This window comes from Rosistilla oblonga (assembly GCF_007751715.1).
Lineage (GTDB): Bacteria > Planctomycetota > Planctomycetia > Pirellulales > Pirellulaceae > Rosistilla > Rosistilla oblonga.
Genome location: NZ_CP036292.1, coordinates 5,175,214 through 5,193,367, shown reverse-complemented (window position 1 = coordinate 5,193,367; position 18,154 = coordinate 5,175,214). Strand labels below are relative to the sequence as shown.

Here is an 18,154-nt window from a genome sequence, read left to right as displayed (position 1 = left end):
GCCTTCGGCGGTCAGGCCTTTTCGATGGCGGAACCGTTCCTCGGCGCTATCGCTTTGTTGCGGCGCGGATGTGTCGCATGACTTCTTTGCGACCGCGTTGGATCTGTTCGCTCATCAGTTCCCGGGCTTTGCGTTGGTCGCGTTGCCGGAAGGCTTTGATCAGTTCCGACTTTCCGACGCAGGTCTGGTTGGCGACATCCGATGTGAGGAGTTGAGGGTTGTCGCGTTGGGCGTCGAAGATCTGGCCGATCGCTCGATGCTCCTGCGCCACCTTAGCTAGGAGTTGATTGCGAGCCGCCTCAAACACAAGCTCATGGAATCGCTGTTCGGTTGCCAGCCATGCGATCATCTGTGTCTTAGTGGCGTGTTGTTTGCGGCTCTTCGTGATTTGCTCGGCCAGTTCCAACGCCTCGTCGAGGATCGAAACCAGTTCATCGATTTGAAATTCGGTGATGTGCAACGCCGCTTCCCCCGCTGCACAACTCTCCAATGCATCGCGCAACACGTACAGATCGTCGATCGCTTGCGGGTCGGACTTGCGAACGAACGCGCCGGAGCCGGGGACATGTTCGATGAGACCCTCGCTCGCCAGGCGATGGATCGCCTCCCGAACTGGAATCACGCTGACGCCGATTTCGCTGGCGAGAACGCGATTGACCAACCGCATGCCGGGGGCTAGATCGCCACACGCAAGCTTGTTGCGAATGTAGTCGTACGATCGTTCGGCAAGTGTTTGTTCCATTTTTCGTTCGCTGAAGACTTCCAACGAGGGATTAGTGTCGATATGTTATAACGTTGGATAACATGCAAGGCAAGTCGTTTCGTTCGTCCGGCGACGCTTGCCAATGTCGCGCAATTGGGACAATGAATGATGAAACGCTTCCTGTATCTGATGCTGTTGTTTGCGGTGCTCGCCTCCTCCACCCGCGCGGCGGACAAAGATTTGTTGTCCTGGACTGAACTGCCGCCGATTCCGGATCCGCTCGGTTTTGCGGGACCGTTTGCTGGTGTACACAACGATGTGGTGATCGTCGCCGGCGGTGCAAACTTCCCCAGGCCGGTTTGGGAAAACGATAAGGTCTGGCATGACGGCATCTTTGTGATGACGAGAGATGGGAAAAAATACCATTGGAAAGAGAGTGGCACTCTGAAGCGACCCGTCGCCTATGGTGCGTCGGTCTCGACCGAAGATGGTGTCGTCTGTATCGGCGGGAACGATTCCGAAGAGACCTTTGACGACGTGTTTCTGTTGAGCTGGGATGCTGAGTCCAAACGTGTTGCGACGACCGATTACCCTTCGCTGCCGAAGCCGTGCGCGTTCACTGCCGCAACGATCATCGGCGATGTGATCTATCTCGCCGGCGGCCAGAGCGGTCCGTCGTTGGAGACCGCGATGACGAATTTCTGGTCGCTGGACTTAGCGAAGAAGGAGAGCCGCGACGAATTTGTTTGGAAGGAGTTGCCCGCATGGCCAGGTCCCTCGCGGGCGCTGAACCTGACGGTCAGCCAGCACAATGGCGACAACGATTGTGTGTATGTGATCAGCGGACGGCGTCAGGTGGGACCGGCCGATGAACCCTCTAGTTATGAGTTTCTTCGCGATGTTTGGGAGTTCAATCCGAGCAAGGGAGAGTGGCGGCAGCGGAGCGACGCACCGCGATGCTCGATGGCTGGTACCAGTATCAAATATGGGAAGAGTCAGATTCTTGTGCTCGGCGGAGCGACGGGGGAACTGTTCTTCCAGGGAGACGTCCTGAAGGACAACCATCCCGGATTTGGCAATCAGGCGACCGTTTATCACACAACCACCGATACCTGGGCGTCCGCCGGGGAGACTGCAATCAACCAAGTCACGACCACGGCAATCCAGTGGGGCGATGATATCATCGTTCCGACGGGCGAAGTCCGGCCGCGAACACGCACGCCCAAGGTGTATCGCGTCGCTGTGAAGCGAGCGAAGCCCTGATTGGAACTTGCTAACTACGCCGTTTTCTTTGGCTGTCTCGCGTCGAGGGTTGGTGTCGGCTTAGTCCTGTTCCATCGCCTGCGGATGGCGGTTGTGGCTTCGCTGACGGACTTGGCCAGGTCCGGTGCGTTGGTCGCGCGGCGCTGTGGGGCTGGTTCTGGAAGGTCGCCGCAAGCAACGGCTGGTTGTAGATGATAAGTAGAGTCGCAACCTGTTTTGTCGTCGGTTGCACCATAACTCTCGCCGTGCAAAATCCAGCTGGCGATCTCGCTGGACCAAACCTTTATACATTGTAGAAGAGACCAGTCAAACTGTTGAACTCGGGCCGCCAACCTGTGAATCGTCACTTCCCTCAGCAGCTTGGCCGCCTGCACTAAGGTAGATGTTCTTGATGGATGCCATTCGCCGACACGAACTCCTCGCGACCTATCGCGACGGATTATTAAACGACACGCTGCCGTTTTGGATCGAGCATTGCGTCGATCGCCAGCACGGTGGGTTCATGATGTCGTTGGATCGCGATGGCAGCGTCATCGATACCGACAAAGGTGTCTGGCAGCAGGGTCGCTTCACGTGGCTGTTGGGCGAGCTTTATAACAACGTCGAACCGCGTGAAGAATGGCTGGAACTGGCGAAGCATGGCGCTCGGTTTCTCGATGCCCATTGTTTCGATCCGTCCGACGGTCGGATGTGGTTTCATGTGACAAGAGAGGGCCAGCCGATTCGCAAACGCCGCTACGCGTTTTCGGAGAGTTTTGCAGCGATCGCGTACGGAGAGCTTTTTAGGGCGACGGGGGACGAGCAGTATGCACAGAAAGCGAAACAAACGTTCCAACGCTTCATCGATCACAATCTGAACCCTCGGGGCGTGGAACCAAAGTTCACGTCGACGCGGCCGTCGCGAGGCATCGGGTTTCCGATGATCACGATCGCGACCGCGCAAGAGCTGCGCGAATCGATCGGATTGCCCGACGCCGACGACTGGATCGATCGAAGTATCGACGACATCCGCCGGTTCCATCTCAAGGAAGAGATTCAGTGTGTGATGGAGACGGTGAGTCCCGGCGGCGAGATCATCGACCACTTCGACGGCCGGCAGCTCAACCCCGGTCATGCGATCGAAGGGGCATGGTTCATCATGCTCGAAGGGAAGCTTCGCGGCGACGCGCCGCTGATCCAAACCGGTTGCCGGATGCTCGATTGGATGTGGCAGCGAGGCTGGGACCAGGAGCATGGCGGCATCTTGTACTTCGTCGATGTCGACGGTCGGCCGGTTCAGGAATATTGGCACGACATGAAATTCTGGTGGCCTCAAAACGAAGCCATCATCGCAACGCTGATGGCTCATGAATTCACCGGAGATTCAAAATACGCCGACTGGCACAAAAGCATCCACGACTGGACCTACTCCCATTTCCCCGACCCCGAATTCGGAGAGTGGTTCGGGTATCTACACCGCGACGGCCGCATCAGCTCGCAATTAAAAGGGGGCCTCTGGAAAGGTCCATTTCACATGCCACGCATGCAGCTCACCTGCTGGCAACTACTCGCAGCCTCGTCGCCGTAGAAGGCAAGAGTCGTACTGGCCAGCCACTCGGTCCGGATCGATCACCTCACCCCGCGATTTCCGAGCCGTTGCAAAGCCTTTCGGCGGTCAACCGAAAGCAAAAGAAAACACCTTGGCGCCCGCGTTTCTCGCCGCCCCGTATTTTGGGTAATTCCAGGGCAACCGCCCCGTTGTGGCAATCACTTTTGGGATGTCGCCGACCGCTCTGGTCCGTGTCGCTTACGATCTTTGGGGCTGGGATGAGTTTTGTCTTGGGCTAGGCGGATCGTGTCTACACTCCTACCGGCGCCAGGGGCGAGACGCGGGAGTGTGTTAGGTATTCGATGATCCCGGCCACTGCGCCTTCGCGTTTGCTGCCACGGGCGCGCTGGATGCGACATTGCCGAAACGATGGCTGAAGCGCCCGCGACTCGGTCTGTCGAATCAGTCGTTCGAGCAATCGATCGTCGAGGTCGAACATGCGACTGTGAACAAAAAGGGTTTGAGGATTAAATAGATTGATCGTGGTCACGAGTGCAAAAACTAGATGTTCCAAAACCTGTTCTAATTCCTCCGCGACGCAAAGTTCGCCCGCGGCAACTCGTTCGGCGATTTGAGTGAACGTGAGATCGCGGCTCTGTTTTTGCGACACCCGGCGAGTGAACGCTGTATCGCTAGCCAAGGTTTCCAGACATCCAGTGCGGCCACATCCGCACTGGATCCCATCGCGGACCATCGGCAGGTGGCCAAGTTCTCCGGCCAACCCGCAGCTTCCCTTCAGCAGTCGGCCGTCGTTCAGAATTCCCAGTCCAATCCCGGTGCTGGCGTCGAGCATCGCAAAATCGGTCATTCTGCTGGCGAGACCGAAGTGTCGTTCCGCCAGGCATAACGCGTCGGATTCCTGCAGCACGGTGACTTCCAGATTCAAACGCTGGGAAAGATCTCGGCCCAGGCAGTGACCATTTGTCAGCGGCACATTGGGTGACAGGATCGAACAGCCTTCCTTGTAGTCGTACAGGCCAGGCAAGCTGACCCCTACGCCGAGCGTGCGGAGATCTCTTGCGGAGCTGAGCCTTTCGATCTGATCGGTGATGATGGCGATCAATTCGTCGTAGGTTTCCGGAGTTTTAAATTCACGGTAGACATCGCTGCGCAGCGATCCATCCAATCCCGCGGTAACAATCCGACAAACTGGGCTGTCGATGACCAGCCCAACGACTTGCGACGTTGCACCGCCCAATCGCAGCAGCTTTGCCGGACGGCCGCGGTTGTTTTCGGGAGCGTCGAATTCTTCGAGAAACCCCGACTTCAACAGCGACGAAACCGCCTTCGATACCGTCGGACGCGTAACGCCCGCAAGTCGCGTGACTTCTGCACGAGAGCTTGGTCCGTTGGTCTGCAGCACACGCAAGACAGCGCGTTCATTCAACTGGCTGAGAAGCTTGGGTTGGGTGGAATGGGATACGTTCATCGATCGCAGATAGGCTCCGTCGCTTAGACAAATAGTTCGTGAACAACCCGGCCGCCGACATCGGTCAGTGTTTCTTCACGCCCCTGATGAAACCATGAAAGCAGTTCGTGGTCCTGCCCCATTGCATGAAGAATCGTGGCGTGCAGGTCGTGCAGATGGACTTTGTCTTGCACCGCTTCAAATCCGAATTCATCGGTCTCGCCATAAGACTGTCCACCTCGGATGCCACCGCCCGCCATCCACATGCAGAATCCATACGGGTTGTGATTGCGGCCGGGAGCCCCCTGCCCTTCACTGAACGGCATGCGTCCGAATTCTCCGCCCCAGACAACCAGTGTGTCATCCAGAAGTCCCCGTTGTTCCAGATCGGCCAGCAATGCAGCGATCGGTTGGTCGACTTCGGCGGCATGTTGGCCATGGTTCTTTTCAATACTCTCATGTGCATCCCAGGTCTCTTCCAGGTGACCTCCGCCGGAATAGAGTTGAATGAACCGTACGCCGCGTTCCACCAATCGCCGAGCGATCAAACAGTTGCGACCGTATTCGTCGGTCGGTTGTTTGCCAACGCCGTAAGCATCCAGCGTCTGCTGACTTTCATCGGACAGGTCGACCGCTTCGGGCGTGGCCGACTGCATTCGATAGGCGAGCTCATAACTGCGAATTCGATCCGCTAAATCCTGACTTCCCGGGCGAAGATCGAGATGCTGTTGGTTGAGCTGGGCCAACAGATCGAGTTGTTCTCGCTGGACCGCCTGGGACACATGAGCTGGTCCCTTCAAGTCGAGAATCGGTTCGCCGGTGGGACGAAATAATGTGCCTGCATAGGTGGCCGGCATGAAACCGCTGGACCAGTTTGGTTGTCCGCTGATCGGCCCGCCGCGCTTGTCCAGCATCACGACATAGCCAGGCAGATTTTCGTTTCCCGATCCCATCCCGTAGACGCACCAGCTGCCCAACGAAGGTCGCCCGATCAATGTCTTGCCGGTATTCATCGCCACCAACGCAGAACCATGGGCGTGGCTGTCGGTGTGGCACGATTTGATCACGCACAGTTTGTCGGCGTGCTTTCGAACGTTGGGGAAGTAGTCCGAAACCAGCAGGCCGGATTCACCTCCCGGTCGGAACGGCCGCCAGGCGGGCGTCAGGAACCCCATTTTTCGACCGCCGGAATTGATGAACTTCTTGTCCGCCGGAAGTTGTTTTCCGCTGTACTTTTCCAGCTCCGGTTTGAAGTCGAAAGTATCGACCTGCGACGGCGCTCCATTCATCATCAGGAAAATACATGCCTTCGCGCGCGGCTGGGAACGTTGTTGGCCCTCTTTCGCCGCCGCGGTTCCCATCGAAATGCCATCCCGGCCAAGCAGACTGGCCAACGCCACTCCGGCAAAGCCAGCACCCATCTCCCAGACAAATTCACGACGCGACTTGCCGCAGGGGTACAACGATGGTTTCAACATGAGGTGCCTCAATCGATATAGATGAACTCGTTGGAATTCAGCAGGACATGAGCCAAGGAGGCCATCGCCCGAGTTTCCGCTGAAGGTGCAGGCGTTTCCTGCGACGACGTCGTGGCCAGTTTTTCGAAACGGTTCCATTGTGTTTCAAGGTGTTGCTGCGCGAGTTGAGTTTCCGCGGCTGTTGGTTTTCGTCCGTAGACTATCGACCACAATTGAGCGACTTGATCCTGCGGATGTTTCGCGTTCGCGATGATCGACTTTGCAAGCTTGCTGCTGCGGTCATGCACAAACGGATTGTTCATCAAGACGAGTGCCTGGGTCGGAACGGTTGTTACGTCTCGCTGGCCGCACGACTGAGTTGCATCGGAGAAGTTGAACGTTGTCATCATGGGCGGCAGCAGGCCGCGTTTCGAAAACATATACAGGCTGCGGCGCGTTTGCGCGTCGGCAGGCGATGGGTTCCAGGCGGCTGACTTCTTGGAAAGTCCTTCCAACGCAGCGGCGGCAATCGTAGGTCGGAAACCGGGCCCACCGACTTGCAGATCCAATTCCCCCGAGACAGTAAGCATCGCATCTCGCAGCGCTTCGGCGTCCAAGCGACGCCGCTCGCTCTTCCACCACAATCGGTTGGTCGAATCCTTCTGGGAATATTCTGCGACCGCCGGGTGCGTCGATGCTTGTTGCCATGTCTTCGATGTCAAAATCAGCTTGTGCAGGCGTTTGATCTTCCATCCGCCTTGCACAAACTCATCCGCCAACCAATCCAACAACCTCGGATGCGTGGGAGGATCCGCGAGGAAGCCGAAGTTGTTTGGAGAGCGAACGATTCCCTGGCCGAAGTGATGTTGCCAAATTCGATTCACCAACACGCGGGCCGTTAAAGGATTCTCCGCAGTGGCGATCCAGTTCGCCAGTTGCAGTCGCCGGTGCGAAGTTTTCGATCCTTCGGGGGCCGCATCAAACGTCTTTTCCAATGCAGGAATCATCGATAGCGAGGCGGGGACGACCTCGCCCAACGGGACTTCACGCTCGCCATTCTTTAACACATGCAGTGGTGGTGGCGTTGGCCCAAGGTCCGTCCACCCAAGTACTTCGGTTACGCCAAGTTCGTCCGGCTTTGGGCCCCCCAACAAACTTCGAGTGCGAGTCGCAATTGGGCCCGCCCAAAACGCCGATGCCATGCGATAGTAGTCTTCGTGGGTGATGGCATCGAACTTGTGGTCATGGCAGCGAGCGCACTTGACGGTCATCGCCAAGAAGGTGGAGGATGTCGTGTGCACCAAATCCTCCAGACGATCGTATTGGTAATCCAGCGGATCGTTGGGTTCGTCGTTCCAAGTTCCCAGCCTCAGAAAACCGGTGGCGATGACGGAGGCTTCGGTCCGTTGGGGCAGTTCGTCGCCGGCCAGTTGTTCAATCACAAAGCGATCGTACGGTATGTCGGCATTCAGAGCGGCAACGACCCAGTCGCGATACTTCCAGGCGAACGGTTTTTCTTGATCGCGTTCGTAACCGCTGGTGTCGGCATAACGAACAAGGTCCAGCCAATAGCGGCCCCAGCGTTCGCCATACTGCGGCATGTCGAGCAGTTGATCGACGACCTGATCGAACGCCTGCGGGGAATCGTCCTGCTCAAAGGCTTCGATTTGAGCCAGTGTCGGCGGCAGCCCAATCAAGTCGAAGTACAGACGCCGCAGCAGTTCGCGTTTGCTCGCTGTGGGAGCGGGCTGCATCTGCTCCTGTTCCAGGCGAGCGAGGATAAAAGCGTCGATCGGGTTCGTTGGCTGCTGCAGCGATTCCAGTTGTGGAACCGCGGGACGTTCAACCGGTTGCAATGACCAGAGATCGCGACCACCACGCACGTCGCTGGTGCGTTCGAACAAATCGAGAACTCGCCCCTCGGGCCACTCCGCGCCACCGACGATCCAACGCCGCAGGACTTCGATCTCTTCGTCGGGCAACTTCTGCGACTGGCCTTTCGATTCGGGCGGCATCTCTCCATCGGCAACGCGGTGCAGAAAATAACTCGCGCCGAGATTCTCGAGATCGATCACTGGGCCGGAATCGCCTCCTTGGTGGAAGCCCTCGGCAGTGGTCAGCAGTAGATTGCCCGACGGATCGCGTCCGTGGTGGCATTCGACACACCGTTTGATCAGCAACGGTGCAACTTCCGTTTCGAAATTCGCTTCGTTTGCAGCGGTCGGACCGGAAGCAAATGGAGCAATTGCAAACACCAGCAGCAGTTTTCGCCATCTCAATGGAATCGCCCTGGCTACATTAGAGAATGTTTTCTTCCAGATGTACCGAGATCCCGATTCTAATACTCGCAATCTTTAAGTCAACGGTGTTTACGAAATGGTGTATCGTAAAGAAGAGTGATGACCTGATTCGAAGCGCGGGCGACTTTAGAGTCTCCTCAGGGCGTGCGCCCGGGGCTGATGTCCAACCGCCATGTCGGGCCGGTGGAACGTTGGGCAAGTTGGCGGATCCGATCGGATCGCCTACGAAAAAAGCCCGCTTTGACGCTTGGTCAAAACGGGCTTTTTGGTTCCGAGTGGAGGATCGAGGGCACCAGTTGAACTTTATGCAGTGGAGATCGCCACATGGAATCTGGAAACAGCAAGCTTAGCGGCGTCTCTATCCAGCTGATTTGTAAACCGACAAGGCTTTTGTCTCGCTCGTAAAAGGCTCCCTGAGGCGGTCTCAATCCGAACTAGGGGGGGCAAACTAGGGGCCTTTCGTACCAACAGGTTACGTCGATTGCCCAAGATCGAATTATTCAAATGGAACTCCTTTTGGGCCGAATTCGTGCTGAAACCGAGTCAGCAAAACCAACGCGTGACCGGATGCGATTGGACCGTCATTACCAAGCATTTTGGGATACTGGGGAGTTTGAATCGCGGGCGGCATTAGCCCATTACCTTGGAGTGAGTCCGGCTCGCGTAACTCAAGTATTGAGCCGTTGGAAAGCCGGGTAGGGGTTGGGAGGACAGAGTGACTGACCAGTTTCGACAACGTCCGGCCCCCGAGGCTATCACAAGATTTTCCGTGCTCTTGTATATACCGTCGTCAAGCTCGACTACAACCAGTCTTACTTCGCACCATCGTGCAGCATGGCGGCCTTGGGATTGATATCCCTCAGAACACCGGTCCATTGCGTCCGGTGGTTCTCCAGCGGGTCAAGGAATCCGTTTTCGTTGCGGGGCGCGTCGCCTCGTTCTGCCTCGTCCCATTGCTCCATGTAGCCGCAGTGATGCCAGCCGATGTAGTACGGTGTTGACATCATGCCGCGAAGCATCTCTTCGTACATCGTGGCGACTTCTTCGAGCGACTTTGCGCCGGTGCGGAATCCCTTCACGCCCCACTCCTGCTGCTTTGGTCCCGCAAGACCGAAGCAACCATCACCGTTGAAGATTGGTTTCCCGGTTTCTTCGTAGATCATGTCGCACAGCTTCTTGTCCTTTTCCCACGGGCCGTATGCCTGAACGCAGACGACGTCAACGTGCTTCTTGATTGCTGGCAGCATGAAGTCATAGTGCCACATCACCATGTTCTTGTCGCCAAGAATCAGGTGGTTCGGGTCATGTTTCCGAATGAGTCTTGCGTTCAGCGAGTACCACTGTTCCGCAATGATTGGCATGAACGCCAGCATGTCTTTCTTCGCCGAGGCGATGTCGGACGCGTTTGACCAATCCGTTTGCCGAGCCATCTCAGTCCACGAAATCCCGTATGTCGGGCTGACCGGCAGGCCCCACACTTTGGCGGCTGCTTCCGCATTTGGATAACGCTGCTTCAAGTGCTCCAGCCATCGCAGCTTGCCCGGTGACGATTCGCCAAGCGGCAGGATCGCATTGATCCACGGGTAGATCATTGTCGTGTCATTCCGCTCCGCCTGTTCGGCGCGACCCATCACCCAACTGGGCACATCGGTGTACAGATAGCCGATCAAGTTCTTTTGATCCTTGTGCAAGTCGGCTAATTGGCGAACTCGCGCTGCGACATGATTCTCGAAGTCAACTGAAAATACATCAGGCATTGGACCACGACCACGTCGTTCCTGCCACCCAGCGAGCGGAGCAGTGTCGAGCGACGCGATGTAATAAATCTGTTCCTGGTAGAGCGCCGGATCAATTGCGGGGTGCGTGTGCTTGCCGAAGGTGTTGAAGCCAAGTTCACGAGTGGTTTTGACTTGCGCTTCGATCCACTTTTTGGCAGCGTCACCGCTGGTGTTGAAGTGCCCGTCCGGGCCGACCATATCGCTTCCGTACTTCTTGAGCGTCGCCGCTTTGTTGTACGGAGCCAGCCACAGGTGCGGCTCGATGTGGTTCACACCTATGCTGACAAACTTCTCGCCATCCGCGTTTATGAACCACCAAACGCCATCAATTTGTTTAACGTGGATGAATCCCGTTGCATCCTCAGCCTGCGCGGTGCCAGCCAGCAAAGCGATGGTGAACAAAAATGTCGTGGATCGATCCGCGATCCAACGCACAGCTTTACAGACTGGCAATTTCCAGTTGCTTGTTTCATATACGGCGCTATTCATGTTTTCTCTCAAGTACTGATCAGTTGGCGGACGTTGGATCGGCGGAGCGATCCACGACTCTCACTAACGTCCGCGCCGAACGCTGTGTTCTTTCCACTTGCCAAACAACTCTGTATGCAGCCCTTCCAACTCCTCCGGGGATGCTGGTTTCTTTGCGTGCTGGTAGACCGCTCCGTTCAGCTCCGTCACCACTTCAATTAACTCCTCACGGGGCTCGCCGTCGAGCGAATAGAAACCGTTTTGGTTGTTCTTCGCCAACGTGTTGCCGCCCTGATCGTACATGCAGGCGCAATATGTCACGCCGATCACTTGCGGATCTTTGAAGTGCCGCATTAAGTTCGCGTGGTACACCTCGCCACGAGCCTCGTGTGAAATCAACCCCGCGTGCAGACTGCCCTTCTTGCCCGGATAGTGAAATCCAAAGTATTCGTCGGAAAAGATGATCGGCAGATTGGTCGCGTCCGCGAAGTCGCTTACCGAAATGAACTCGTTGACATGCTGCGGCGCGATCATGTCCACGAAGGGCGCAACTTTCTTCCAGGAATCAATCGACAACGCCCATTCCTTGATGAACGAACCGAGAATCAAGTGGTTCTTGTCCCAGCGACGAATTGAATCGTGACCGGTCCGATACAGTGTCACGCACATGTGAGAGACGATCGCCTCAAAGTCGGCAAGCTTCTGTTTGTCCAGGGACGCACCAACACGAGGATAGTTGCGGCGTTCGTACTCCTTCTCATAAGTCAGCTCAAAGGTCGACTTCAGTTCAGACATGTCCTTCAATGTTGTGCCGTAGACCGAATTGAATCTCTTCACGTCGTTGCTGTACCGCTTGATGAGCAAGTCCGACAAGACCTCGCGACCGGGACTTCCAGCAGGCAACGAGAAGTGATGGTTTACCCACTGGTCGGATTGATTGAACGCTCCGAAACCATAGTAGTAACCCATGCACAGCGGATCGTCTTTGTACTGATCGCAGACTAAGGCTGCTCGCTCTCTGATGAGTTGCTCATAGTCGGGATGAAAAATATCCGGCAACGTTTCGCCATCCACGAACTCCCACGGGTGTTTGAGCAAAATGACTCCCACTGCGAATGGGAAGTTGGCCTCGCGAAATAGCTTCTCGGCTTCTTGCACATCAACAAAGCCGTTCAGATTACGTTCTGGACTAGTCGCACTACCCAGCGCACAGTTGAAGCCCATCTCACGGGCCTTCTCGAACGAACCTTTCAGCCACGCATCTGCGTCGCCGCCGTAGACGTTTTGGCATGCCAGATCACTTTCGCCCGAAAGCATGTGGCTAAGTCCAACGGCAAAGAACGCGTTGCCCTCCGGAGTGATGAACCAGTTGCGACCGTCGATCTCCTCCACATGAAAGAAGCCTGTCGCCTTGCCCTTGACGGCCGTGGTACCGCCGTATTTGTCCAGTTCAGCAGCGGATGACATGCCCGCGAATTGGGGTAGCACGAGGCCAATCAACAATGCGCCGATGGCTGGGGAACGGAAAGACTGCATGAAGAATCTCCAGAGAGGTATAGTTGTGGTTCGCTCTGCCGAGCCGAGGAAATGGATATTGATGTGTTGCATTGCATCTTCTTCACCGAATGTGGTGCGAATCTTCCTATTCGAACTGTTCCAGGTGTTCTTCCAGACGCTGTCTCTTCAGTCGCATTTTCTCGATCTCCTGCTCGGTGAGCTTTCGTGAAGGATCCGCATGATACGAATGCGGGCCGCCGACATCTTCGCGGGCGAAGCGTTTGATTACTTCTTCGATCATCGCCTTTTCCTGCTGTTGATCGGCGGAAAGAGAGGTGAAGTCCGTGATCGGCGGGAATGAATCCATGTCTGCCGGAGTTTCGCTGGCGTCCCACCACACGCCTTTGCCGTCTCGCAGCAGGTGACGCCCCCGGACCATCTGGCGGTTGCCTTTGTAACCGTAAATCCATTTGCGATGCTTGTCCGCTTGCTTCGTCAGGTAAGGCCACAGGCTCTTGCCGTTGAGTTCGTATTCATCCTGCTGAGGCAACTCTGTTCCCATGATGTCGGCTAGAGTTGGCAGTAAATCAGACAGGTCGGAAATGATGTTCTGTTTGCCTTGAACAAATTTTGGCTGCCCCGGTGCGTAGACGACAAACGGGACATGCACACCTCGCTGTTTTTCGACGGATGCCTTCCATCCATGGGTCCCGTTGTCCGAGGTGAAGATGACGACGGTGTTTTCCAACTCTCCCATCTCCTTGAGTTTGTTGATGTACTGCCACATGTGATAGTCGAGATATTCGACTTGATACTTCAATTCGTCGGGCGTGATGTTCTCTTTTTCGTAGGTGGTGCTAAGCGTATTGACTGGGCCATTCGGCGTGATTTTCGGCTCGTGTCGTGTGTAAGTTTGCGAGTCGGCATCCCAGGTGAGCTTCGGAGTGCCGGGCCACGTCATGTTGTGCCGAGGGCTTGCCATGTCCACGGCCTGGTGACCGAGGTGTGAGGTGTGGTAAACAAAGAATGGTTTGTCCTGCTTCTTCGATCGTTCCATGAAATCGAAGATGCGTTCCATCTCAATGTCGGGGCCGTAGTCGCTGATTTCCGTTTCCTGCCAAGCGTGTGGCTTGTCCGGATGGCTGGGATGATTGGCGACCTGTATTTCCGGCCACCACAAAAACGAATCTGAATTCCAGAACTCTTTGTTCTTGACGTTTTTGAAATGGTCGTAGGGACTCGTGCCGCGGACATCGGGTTCTCCGGGTGTAAAGACGCCCTCATCGAACGCAAACTTTGTGTAGCTCGAACCCGTCGTGACGTGAGTCTTCCCGACCCAGATGTTGCGATAGCCCGCTTGTTTGGCGACATGCCCAATCGTTAGCGGAGAGCTAACGGCGACTTCATAGATACCGTGCCGAGCTTTTCCAAATTCGCCGTTGTCCCACCATTTTGTCAGGTGTGCGTACCGGCCGCTCATCACCATCGCTCGCGTCGGCATGCAAACGGTCGACGACCACACCGTCGACAGGTAGCAACCTTCTCTGGCCAAACGATCAATCACCGGGGTGGAAGCTCGTTGGCCGTAGCAACTGGTCGATTCGTAGATAGGGAAATCGCGGGCACTGATATCATCCGCCATGACGACAATGACGTTGGGTCGTTGTTCATTCGCCTTAGCGAATAGCGGCGATAACGCGAAGAGCATTAGCCCGAGGTGTTGCACTGGTTTCATATTTGATTGTCGAAGGGGCTGTCAGTGGGTGGGATAGAATTCCGCTTTTTACCAATCCAGCGTTCCTGTGCTTGCCGCGAAGCGATCGGTTTCGACCGCTGCGTTTTGCAACATCGTGACAAAGAGATTACTGAGTGGCTTAACGTCCTGCTTTGCAGTCGCGACATAGCTCCCGTGTTTGAAGCCGCCGCCAGCAAGGAAAATTGGGAGATTGCTTGGGTCGTGTGCGTTTGCGTTGCCAAGATTGCTCCCGAACAACACCGAGGTGTGATCAAGTAGTTGTCCGCCGCGTTCTGTTTTGTTTTTCAGTTTCGCCAGCAAGCTGCCAAAGCATTTCACTAACTCGCTCTCAATCCGCTTCAACTGTGCGATCTTCGCTGGTTCCTGACCATGGTGCGACAAGTTGTGATGTTCGCCACTGACTCCATCCAGTTTTGGCACGACCTTGTGATCCTGAATCATGACAGTGATGACTCGGGTTGAATCGGTTTGGATGATCAACGGAATCAAATCCATCAGCAGTTGTACTCGGCCAACCAAGTCGGCGCGATCTGCGATGTCGGTTGGCGGTTGTTCGTCGGGATCCGGCTTCGGTCGATCCAGCCACGCCTTACTCTCTGCGAGATTGACTTCAGATTGGCGAATCGATTCAAAGTATTCTTCGATTTGGCGATTCTCCGCCGAACTGGATGACCGAAGCAGTCGACTCCGCTGGGACGCAAGTTGGTCGAGGATGCTGATGCCTTCGCTCAGCTTGCGCTTTTGCATTGCGACTTCGTAGGCGTTTCCTTTCAAGAACATCTTTGCGAAAAGGTTCGCTGGACTCGTCTCGGCGGGAATCATCACTCCGCTGCTGGTGTAGGATTGACTCTGCGGACTACTGCTACCGAGCGTGATGGAAGGAAAGCGAGTCGCGTTGCCAATCTGACTCGCTGCAAATTGGTCTACAGAGATTGAATTTCGGAAGCCGTCCAGTCCCGGCCCCTGCGCGGCGGTCAGCCATGTCATTTCACAGTTGTGCGGATTCCTACCCGACTGAGACTCATGTGCCAAGCCTGAAAACAACGTGAAATCCTCACGATGATCCTGCAATAAATCGAGATATTCGGTCGACTCGTACCCGGAGCCTGCCGTCTTCGGCCACAACGCAGGTGCGTGCAGTCCTAGTGCCGTGCAGACGAAGACCATCCGCGATGGTGGTTCGGCAACTTCACTCGCGTGCCCCTGTGTCATTGACTCCAAGAGCGGCAATGCCAACGAGATACCAGACGCCTTCAGCATGGTCCGTCGATTCAAATTGCTCATTACTTATTCCTCATGATTGAGCTTTGAACAACCTGATGGATAATCGACCGCACCGGATATCCATTTGCTCGCGTTTCATTAACGATGCGAGAGATTTCGTCGTGGTCGGCAAACTGAATTTCGCCGCCTGTTGCATAAACAATCAACTGCTCGGTCAGTTGCCGGGCGACTTGCTCGGTATGTTTGAGCAAAACTTGTTTGTATCCACGTATACCGGGAAAGTTTTCGCCCTCTGCGGTCACGCCGCTGGAGTCAACAACCGGTCCCTGTTTGTAACGAGCGAATGGCTTGTCGCTGGCAACGCGGTAATGTGTACGAAACCCTCCGATTGCATCAAAGCCCTCCAACGCAAAACCCGGCGGGTCGATTTTGCGATGACACCGTGCACAGGTTTCCAAGTCCTTGTGTTTGCTCAGCGTTTCGCGAATTGTCGTCGCTCCCCGTGTGTCGGGTTCGATGGAACCGACATTGGGCGGCGGAGGATTGGGAACGTCGCCGAGAAGACGAGTCAAGACGTATGCACCGCGTTTTACCGGCGAGGTAAACGTGCCATTGGACGTGAGTTTCAGAATGCTGGCTTGCCCAAGGATGCCCCCCCGCACACTGCCCGGTGGCAGGCTGACTTTACGCATTTCCTGCCCCTGAACGCTCGGGAGCCTGTAATGTTCTGCCAACCGACGATTGGCGAACGTGAAGTTGGAGTCGATCAGGTTGGCTGCACTGAGGTCCTCCTGAATCAGTTCGGCAAAGAACAGCTCCGTTTCTTTGGAGATCGAATCGCTCAGCAGACCATCAAATTCCGGGTAGAGCTTCATGTCCGGCGTGGTCGCGTTGATGTCGTAGAGCCGCAGCCACTGACCAACAAAGTCTCGCACGAATCGGGTCGATTGCGGGTCATCGAGCATTCGTTCCACTTGCTGCCCCATGACTCGCTGGTCAGAGAGTTGGCCATCCTGTGCGAGTTGGAAAAGCTCTTCGTCAGGCATGCTTTTCCACAGGAAGTACGACAATCGATTGGCCAACGCAAAGTCATCCAATTTGCCTGGCTCACCGCCAAAGAACAGGAATTGGGGAGAACTGAGTACCGACCGAATAGGGGAACGGATCACATCCGATAATTCACGTCCCTCATCAATTCCCGGTCGAGCCAAATTAACAAACGATTCCAGCTCGTTTGCATGCAACGGGCGGCCAAACGCTCGGGGGGCGATTCGTGTGACGACATCGGTAACACGTTTGAGCGGCGACTGCGATGAGTCTACTTCAGACAGCAACACCTCCGTGCTGGCGGGAGGCCACTGATCAACCAATGGACCTTCCACAAACATCTTCTTGACTGCAATACCTTCGCCCTTGTAATTGTCAGCGCCGCCAGCAGCAGAAAGACCAGACCACGTGTTCCCGTTCGCGACGTGAACCGTTGGATAAAGATAATCGCCGGGTCGCATGAAGGTGGTCACCTTGATCGTCCGAGGTTGGTAGGGTACAAGGTCGAATGCACCAAGCAGGTCTGGCCCGACCTTTTTTGGGTTTGCCTGAACCAGCTTCAGGGTCATCGGACGATCCGCCTGGTAGGCGTAGGCGTCAAACGTGATTCGGTAGTAGCCTGCTGTCTCGATGGTGAGGCCGCAATGGTCCGACCGCAGGACATAGTCGAGATCAAGAAACATCGCGACCGCATCGTCCAGCTTTTTCAGATTGCTTCCGCCATTCGTAAGCGAGCGTTTGTTGAAGGTGCTCAAATACGGAGCGTTCCGGAAATCGACGACGCGGCGCGTGCTCACCGGACGGGGCCCGAGATTGATCGCCGTGTTCAACGCGTAATCTGCGGCTCGCAACCACGATTCAATGTGCAGTGGCGATGTCCGTTGCGTTGTGCCAACCGTATCGAAGCCTCCGCTGTCGCTTTCAGGTGGCAACATCTCTGCCAGGTCGTCCGCAAATCCACCTTCGTCGATTTCGAGTAGATCGCGGACAGTGTATGCGTATTCAAGGCGTGTTAGCCGACGCGATGGAACTCGGCCATTCGCTTGTTGCTGAGCAAGGCTTTCGGCTTTCAATGAGTCTTTCAATTTCGCCAGCGCTTCCGTCAAATGGTCCGAATCTGGACGTGGTTCAGATTTCGGAGGCATCTCTCCCGTTGTCACGTAATCAAAGACTTGTTCCCATTGCCGGAAGACCGCCGGATCCGTCAAGTCATTGCTGAGGTTCTCGAAGTTCAATCGCGTGTCCGTGTCCGCATCGTGGCAAGCAATGCAAGACGAGTTGACCAGCGGTGAGACCGACTTTTCGAGCGAGTCACCGGCTGTTGCCAATGACACAGGGCTGAGAGCGATCAGTAGAGTGCCTACGAATTGTCGTGCAATCGCATCGTGACTCTGAGTGTGAAGCCGTATCTTTGTCTGCATGAGTTGGAAATGTCAGATGTGGACCGTTTGTAAACCACGGCGGCGAGAATTGTGAACATTTTGGCCTCATCTCCGTTCCCTGGGTTTACACAACCTCTGATTGCGACATTTCCCATACGTAACTTCGTCTTATGCTTCAGGAATTGGCTCAACTCGATCCATGAAAAAACTCCGATCAATCGCAATCTGCTCAGCAATTGTGTTGCTTTCCGTCGGCAATGTCCGGGCACACGTGCCTCACGAC

The 18,154-nt window shown here is 55.5% G+C and carries 11 protein-coding genes; 2 read left to right on the top strand and 9 right to left on the bottom strand.

Features of this window, described 5'->3' with window-relative positions; translation table 11 throughout:
• Positions 1 to 46 precede the first annotated feature (46 nt).
• Complete coding sequence (locus CA51_RS18380) at positions 47 to 742, bottom strand: GntR family transcriptional regulator (protein WP_145122674.1); 696 nt, start codon at positions 740 to 742, stop codon at positions 47 to 49.
• Positions 743 to 871: 129 nt separating this feature from the next.
• Between CA51_RS18380 and CA51_RS18375 the strand changes: the two genes are divergently transcribed.
• Positions 872 to 1,966: a galactose oxidase gene (locus tag CA51_RS18375; RefSeq protein WP_145122673.1), complete on the top strand. Its 1,095-nt coding sequence runs from the start codon at positions 872 to 874 to the stop codon at positions 1,964 to 1,966.
• 391 nt (positions 1,967 to 2,357) lie between these two features.
• On the top strand, positions 2,358 to 3,533 hold the full coding sequence (locus tag CA51_RS18370) for an AGE family epimerase/isomerase (RefSeq protein ID WP_145122672.1): 1,176 nt from the start codon (positions 2,358 to 2,360) through the stop codon (positions 3,531 to 3,533).
• Between the two features lie 271 nt (positions 3,534 to 3,804).
• Here CA51_RS18370 and CA51_RS18365 read toward each other — a convergent pair whose 3' ends face one another.
• The 8 genes from CA51_RS18365 to CA51_RS18330 form a co-directional block, all read right to left on the bottom strand.
• Positions 3,805 to 4,941, bottom strand: a complete 1,137-nt coding sequence (locus CA51_RS18365; RefSeq protein ID WP_197451293.1) for an ROK family transcriptional regulator — start codon at positions 4,939 to 4,941, stop codon at positions 3,805 to 3,807.
• 65 nt (positions 4,942 to 5,006) lie between these two features.
• On the bottom strand, positions 5,007 to 6,440 hold the full coding sequence (locus CA51_RS18360; protein ID WP_145122670.1) for a DUF1501 domain-containing protein: 1,434 nt from the start codon (positions 6,438 to 6,440) through the stop codon (positions 5,007 to 5,009).
• An 8-nt stretch (positions 6,441 to 6,448) separates the two neighbouring features.
• Positions 6,449 to 8,599, bottom strand: a complete 2,151-nt coding sequence (locus CA51_RS18355; protein ID WP_197451292.1) for a PSD1 and planctomycete cytochrome C domain-containing protein — start codon at positions 8,597 to 8,599, stop codon at positions 6,449 to 6,451.
• A 932-nt stretch (positions 8,600 to 9,531) separates the two neighbouring features.
• Complete coding sequence (locus CA51_RS18350) at positions 9,532 to 10,986, bottom strand: beta-agarase (RefSeq protein WP_145122669.1); 1,455 nt, start codon at positions 10,984 to 10,986, stop codon at positions 9,532 to 9,534.
• A gap of 63 nt (positions 10,987 to 11,049) precedes the next feature.
• Positions 11,050 to 12,501 carry a hypothetical protein gene (locus tag CA51_RS18345; RefSeq protein WP_145122668.1) on the bottom strand — a complete coding sequence of 484 codons (1,452 nt, stop codon included), beginning with the start codon at positions 12,499 to 12,501 and terminating at the stop codon, positions 11,050 to 11,052.
• Between the two features lie 106 nt (positions 12,502 to 12,607).
• The gene (locus CA51_RS18340) at positions 12,608 to 14,170 is read right to left on the bottom strand and encodes a sulfatase-like hydrolase/transferase (protein WP_261343088.1); all 1,563 of its coding nucleotides are present in this window, start codon (positions 14,168 to 14,170) and stop codon (positions 12,608 to 12,610) included.
• A gap of 75 nt (positions 14,171 to 14,245) precedes the next feature.
• Complete coding sequence (locus tag CA51_RS18335; protein ID WP_145122666.1) at positions 14,246 to 15,502, bottom strand: DUF1552 domain-containing protein; 1,257 nt, start codon at positions 15,500 to 15,502, stop codon at positions 14,246 to 14,248.
• A complete protein-coding gene (locus tag CA51_RS18330) occupies positions 15,502 to 17,823 on the bottom strand; it encodes a DUF1592 domain-containing protein (RefSeq protein ID WP_197451289.1) in 2,322 nt (773 codons plus the stop codon). Before CA51_RS18330 ends, CA51_RS18335 begins: the two co-directional genes overlap by 1 nt.
• Between the last annotated feature and the right edge of the window lie 331 nt (positions 17,824 to 18,154).

Excerpts from the sequence above, each read along its gene's own strand:
- CA51_RS18380 (WP_145122674.1), bottom strand. The coding sequence starts at position 742 with ATGGAACAAACACTTGCCGAACGATCGTACGACTACATTCGCAACAAG.
- CA51_RS18375 (WP_145122673.1), top strand. The coding sequence starts at position 872 with ATGAAACGCTTCCTGTATCTGATGCTGTTGTTTGCGGTGCTCGCCTCC.
- CA51_RS18370 (WP_145122672.1), top strand. The coding sequence starts at position 2,358 with ATGGATGCCATTCGCCGACACGAACTCCTCGCGACCTATCGCGACGGA.
- CA51_RS18360 (WP_145122670.1), bottom strand. The coding sequence starts at position 6,440 with ATGTTGAAACCATCGTTGTACCCCTGCGGCAAGTCGCGTCGTGAATTT.
- CA51_RS18350 (WP_145122669.1), bottom strand. The coding sequence starts at position 10,986 with ATGAATAGCGCCGTATATGAAACAAGCAACTGGAAATTGCCAGTCTGT.
- CA51_RS18345 (WP_145122668.1), bottom strand. The coding sequence starts at position 12,501 with ATGCAGTCTTTCCGTTCCCCAGCCATCGGCGCATTGTTGATTGGCCTC.
- CA51_RS18340 (WP_261343088.1), bottom strand. The coding sequence starts at position 14,170 with ATGCTCTTCGCGTTATCGCCGCTATTCGCTAAGGCGAATGAACAACGA.
- CA51_RS18335 (WP_145122666.1), bottom strand. The coding sequence starts at position 15,502 with ATGAGCAATTTGAATCGACGGACCATGCTGAAGGCGTCTGGTATCTCG.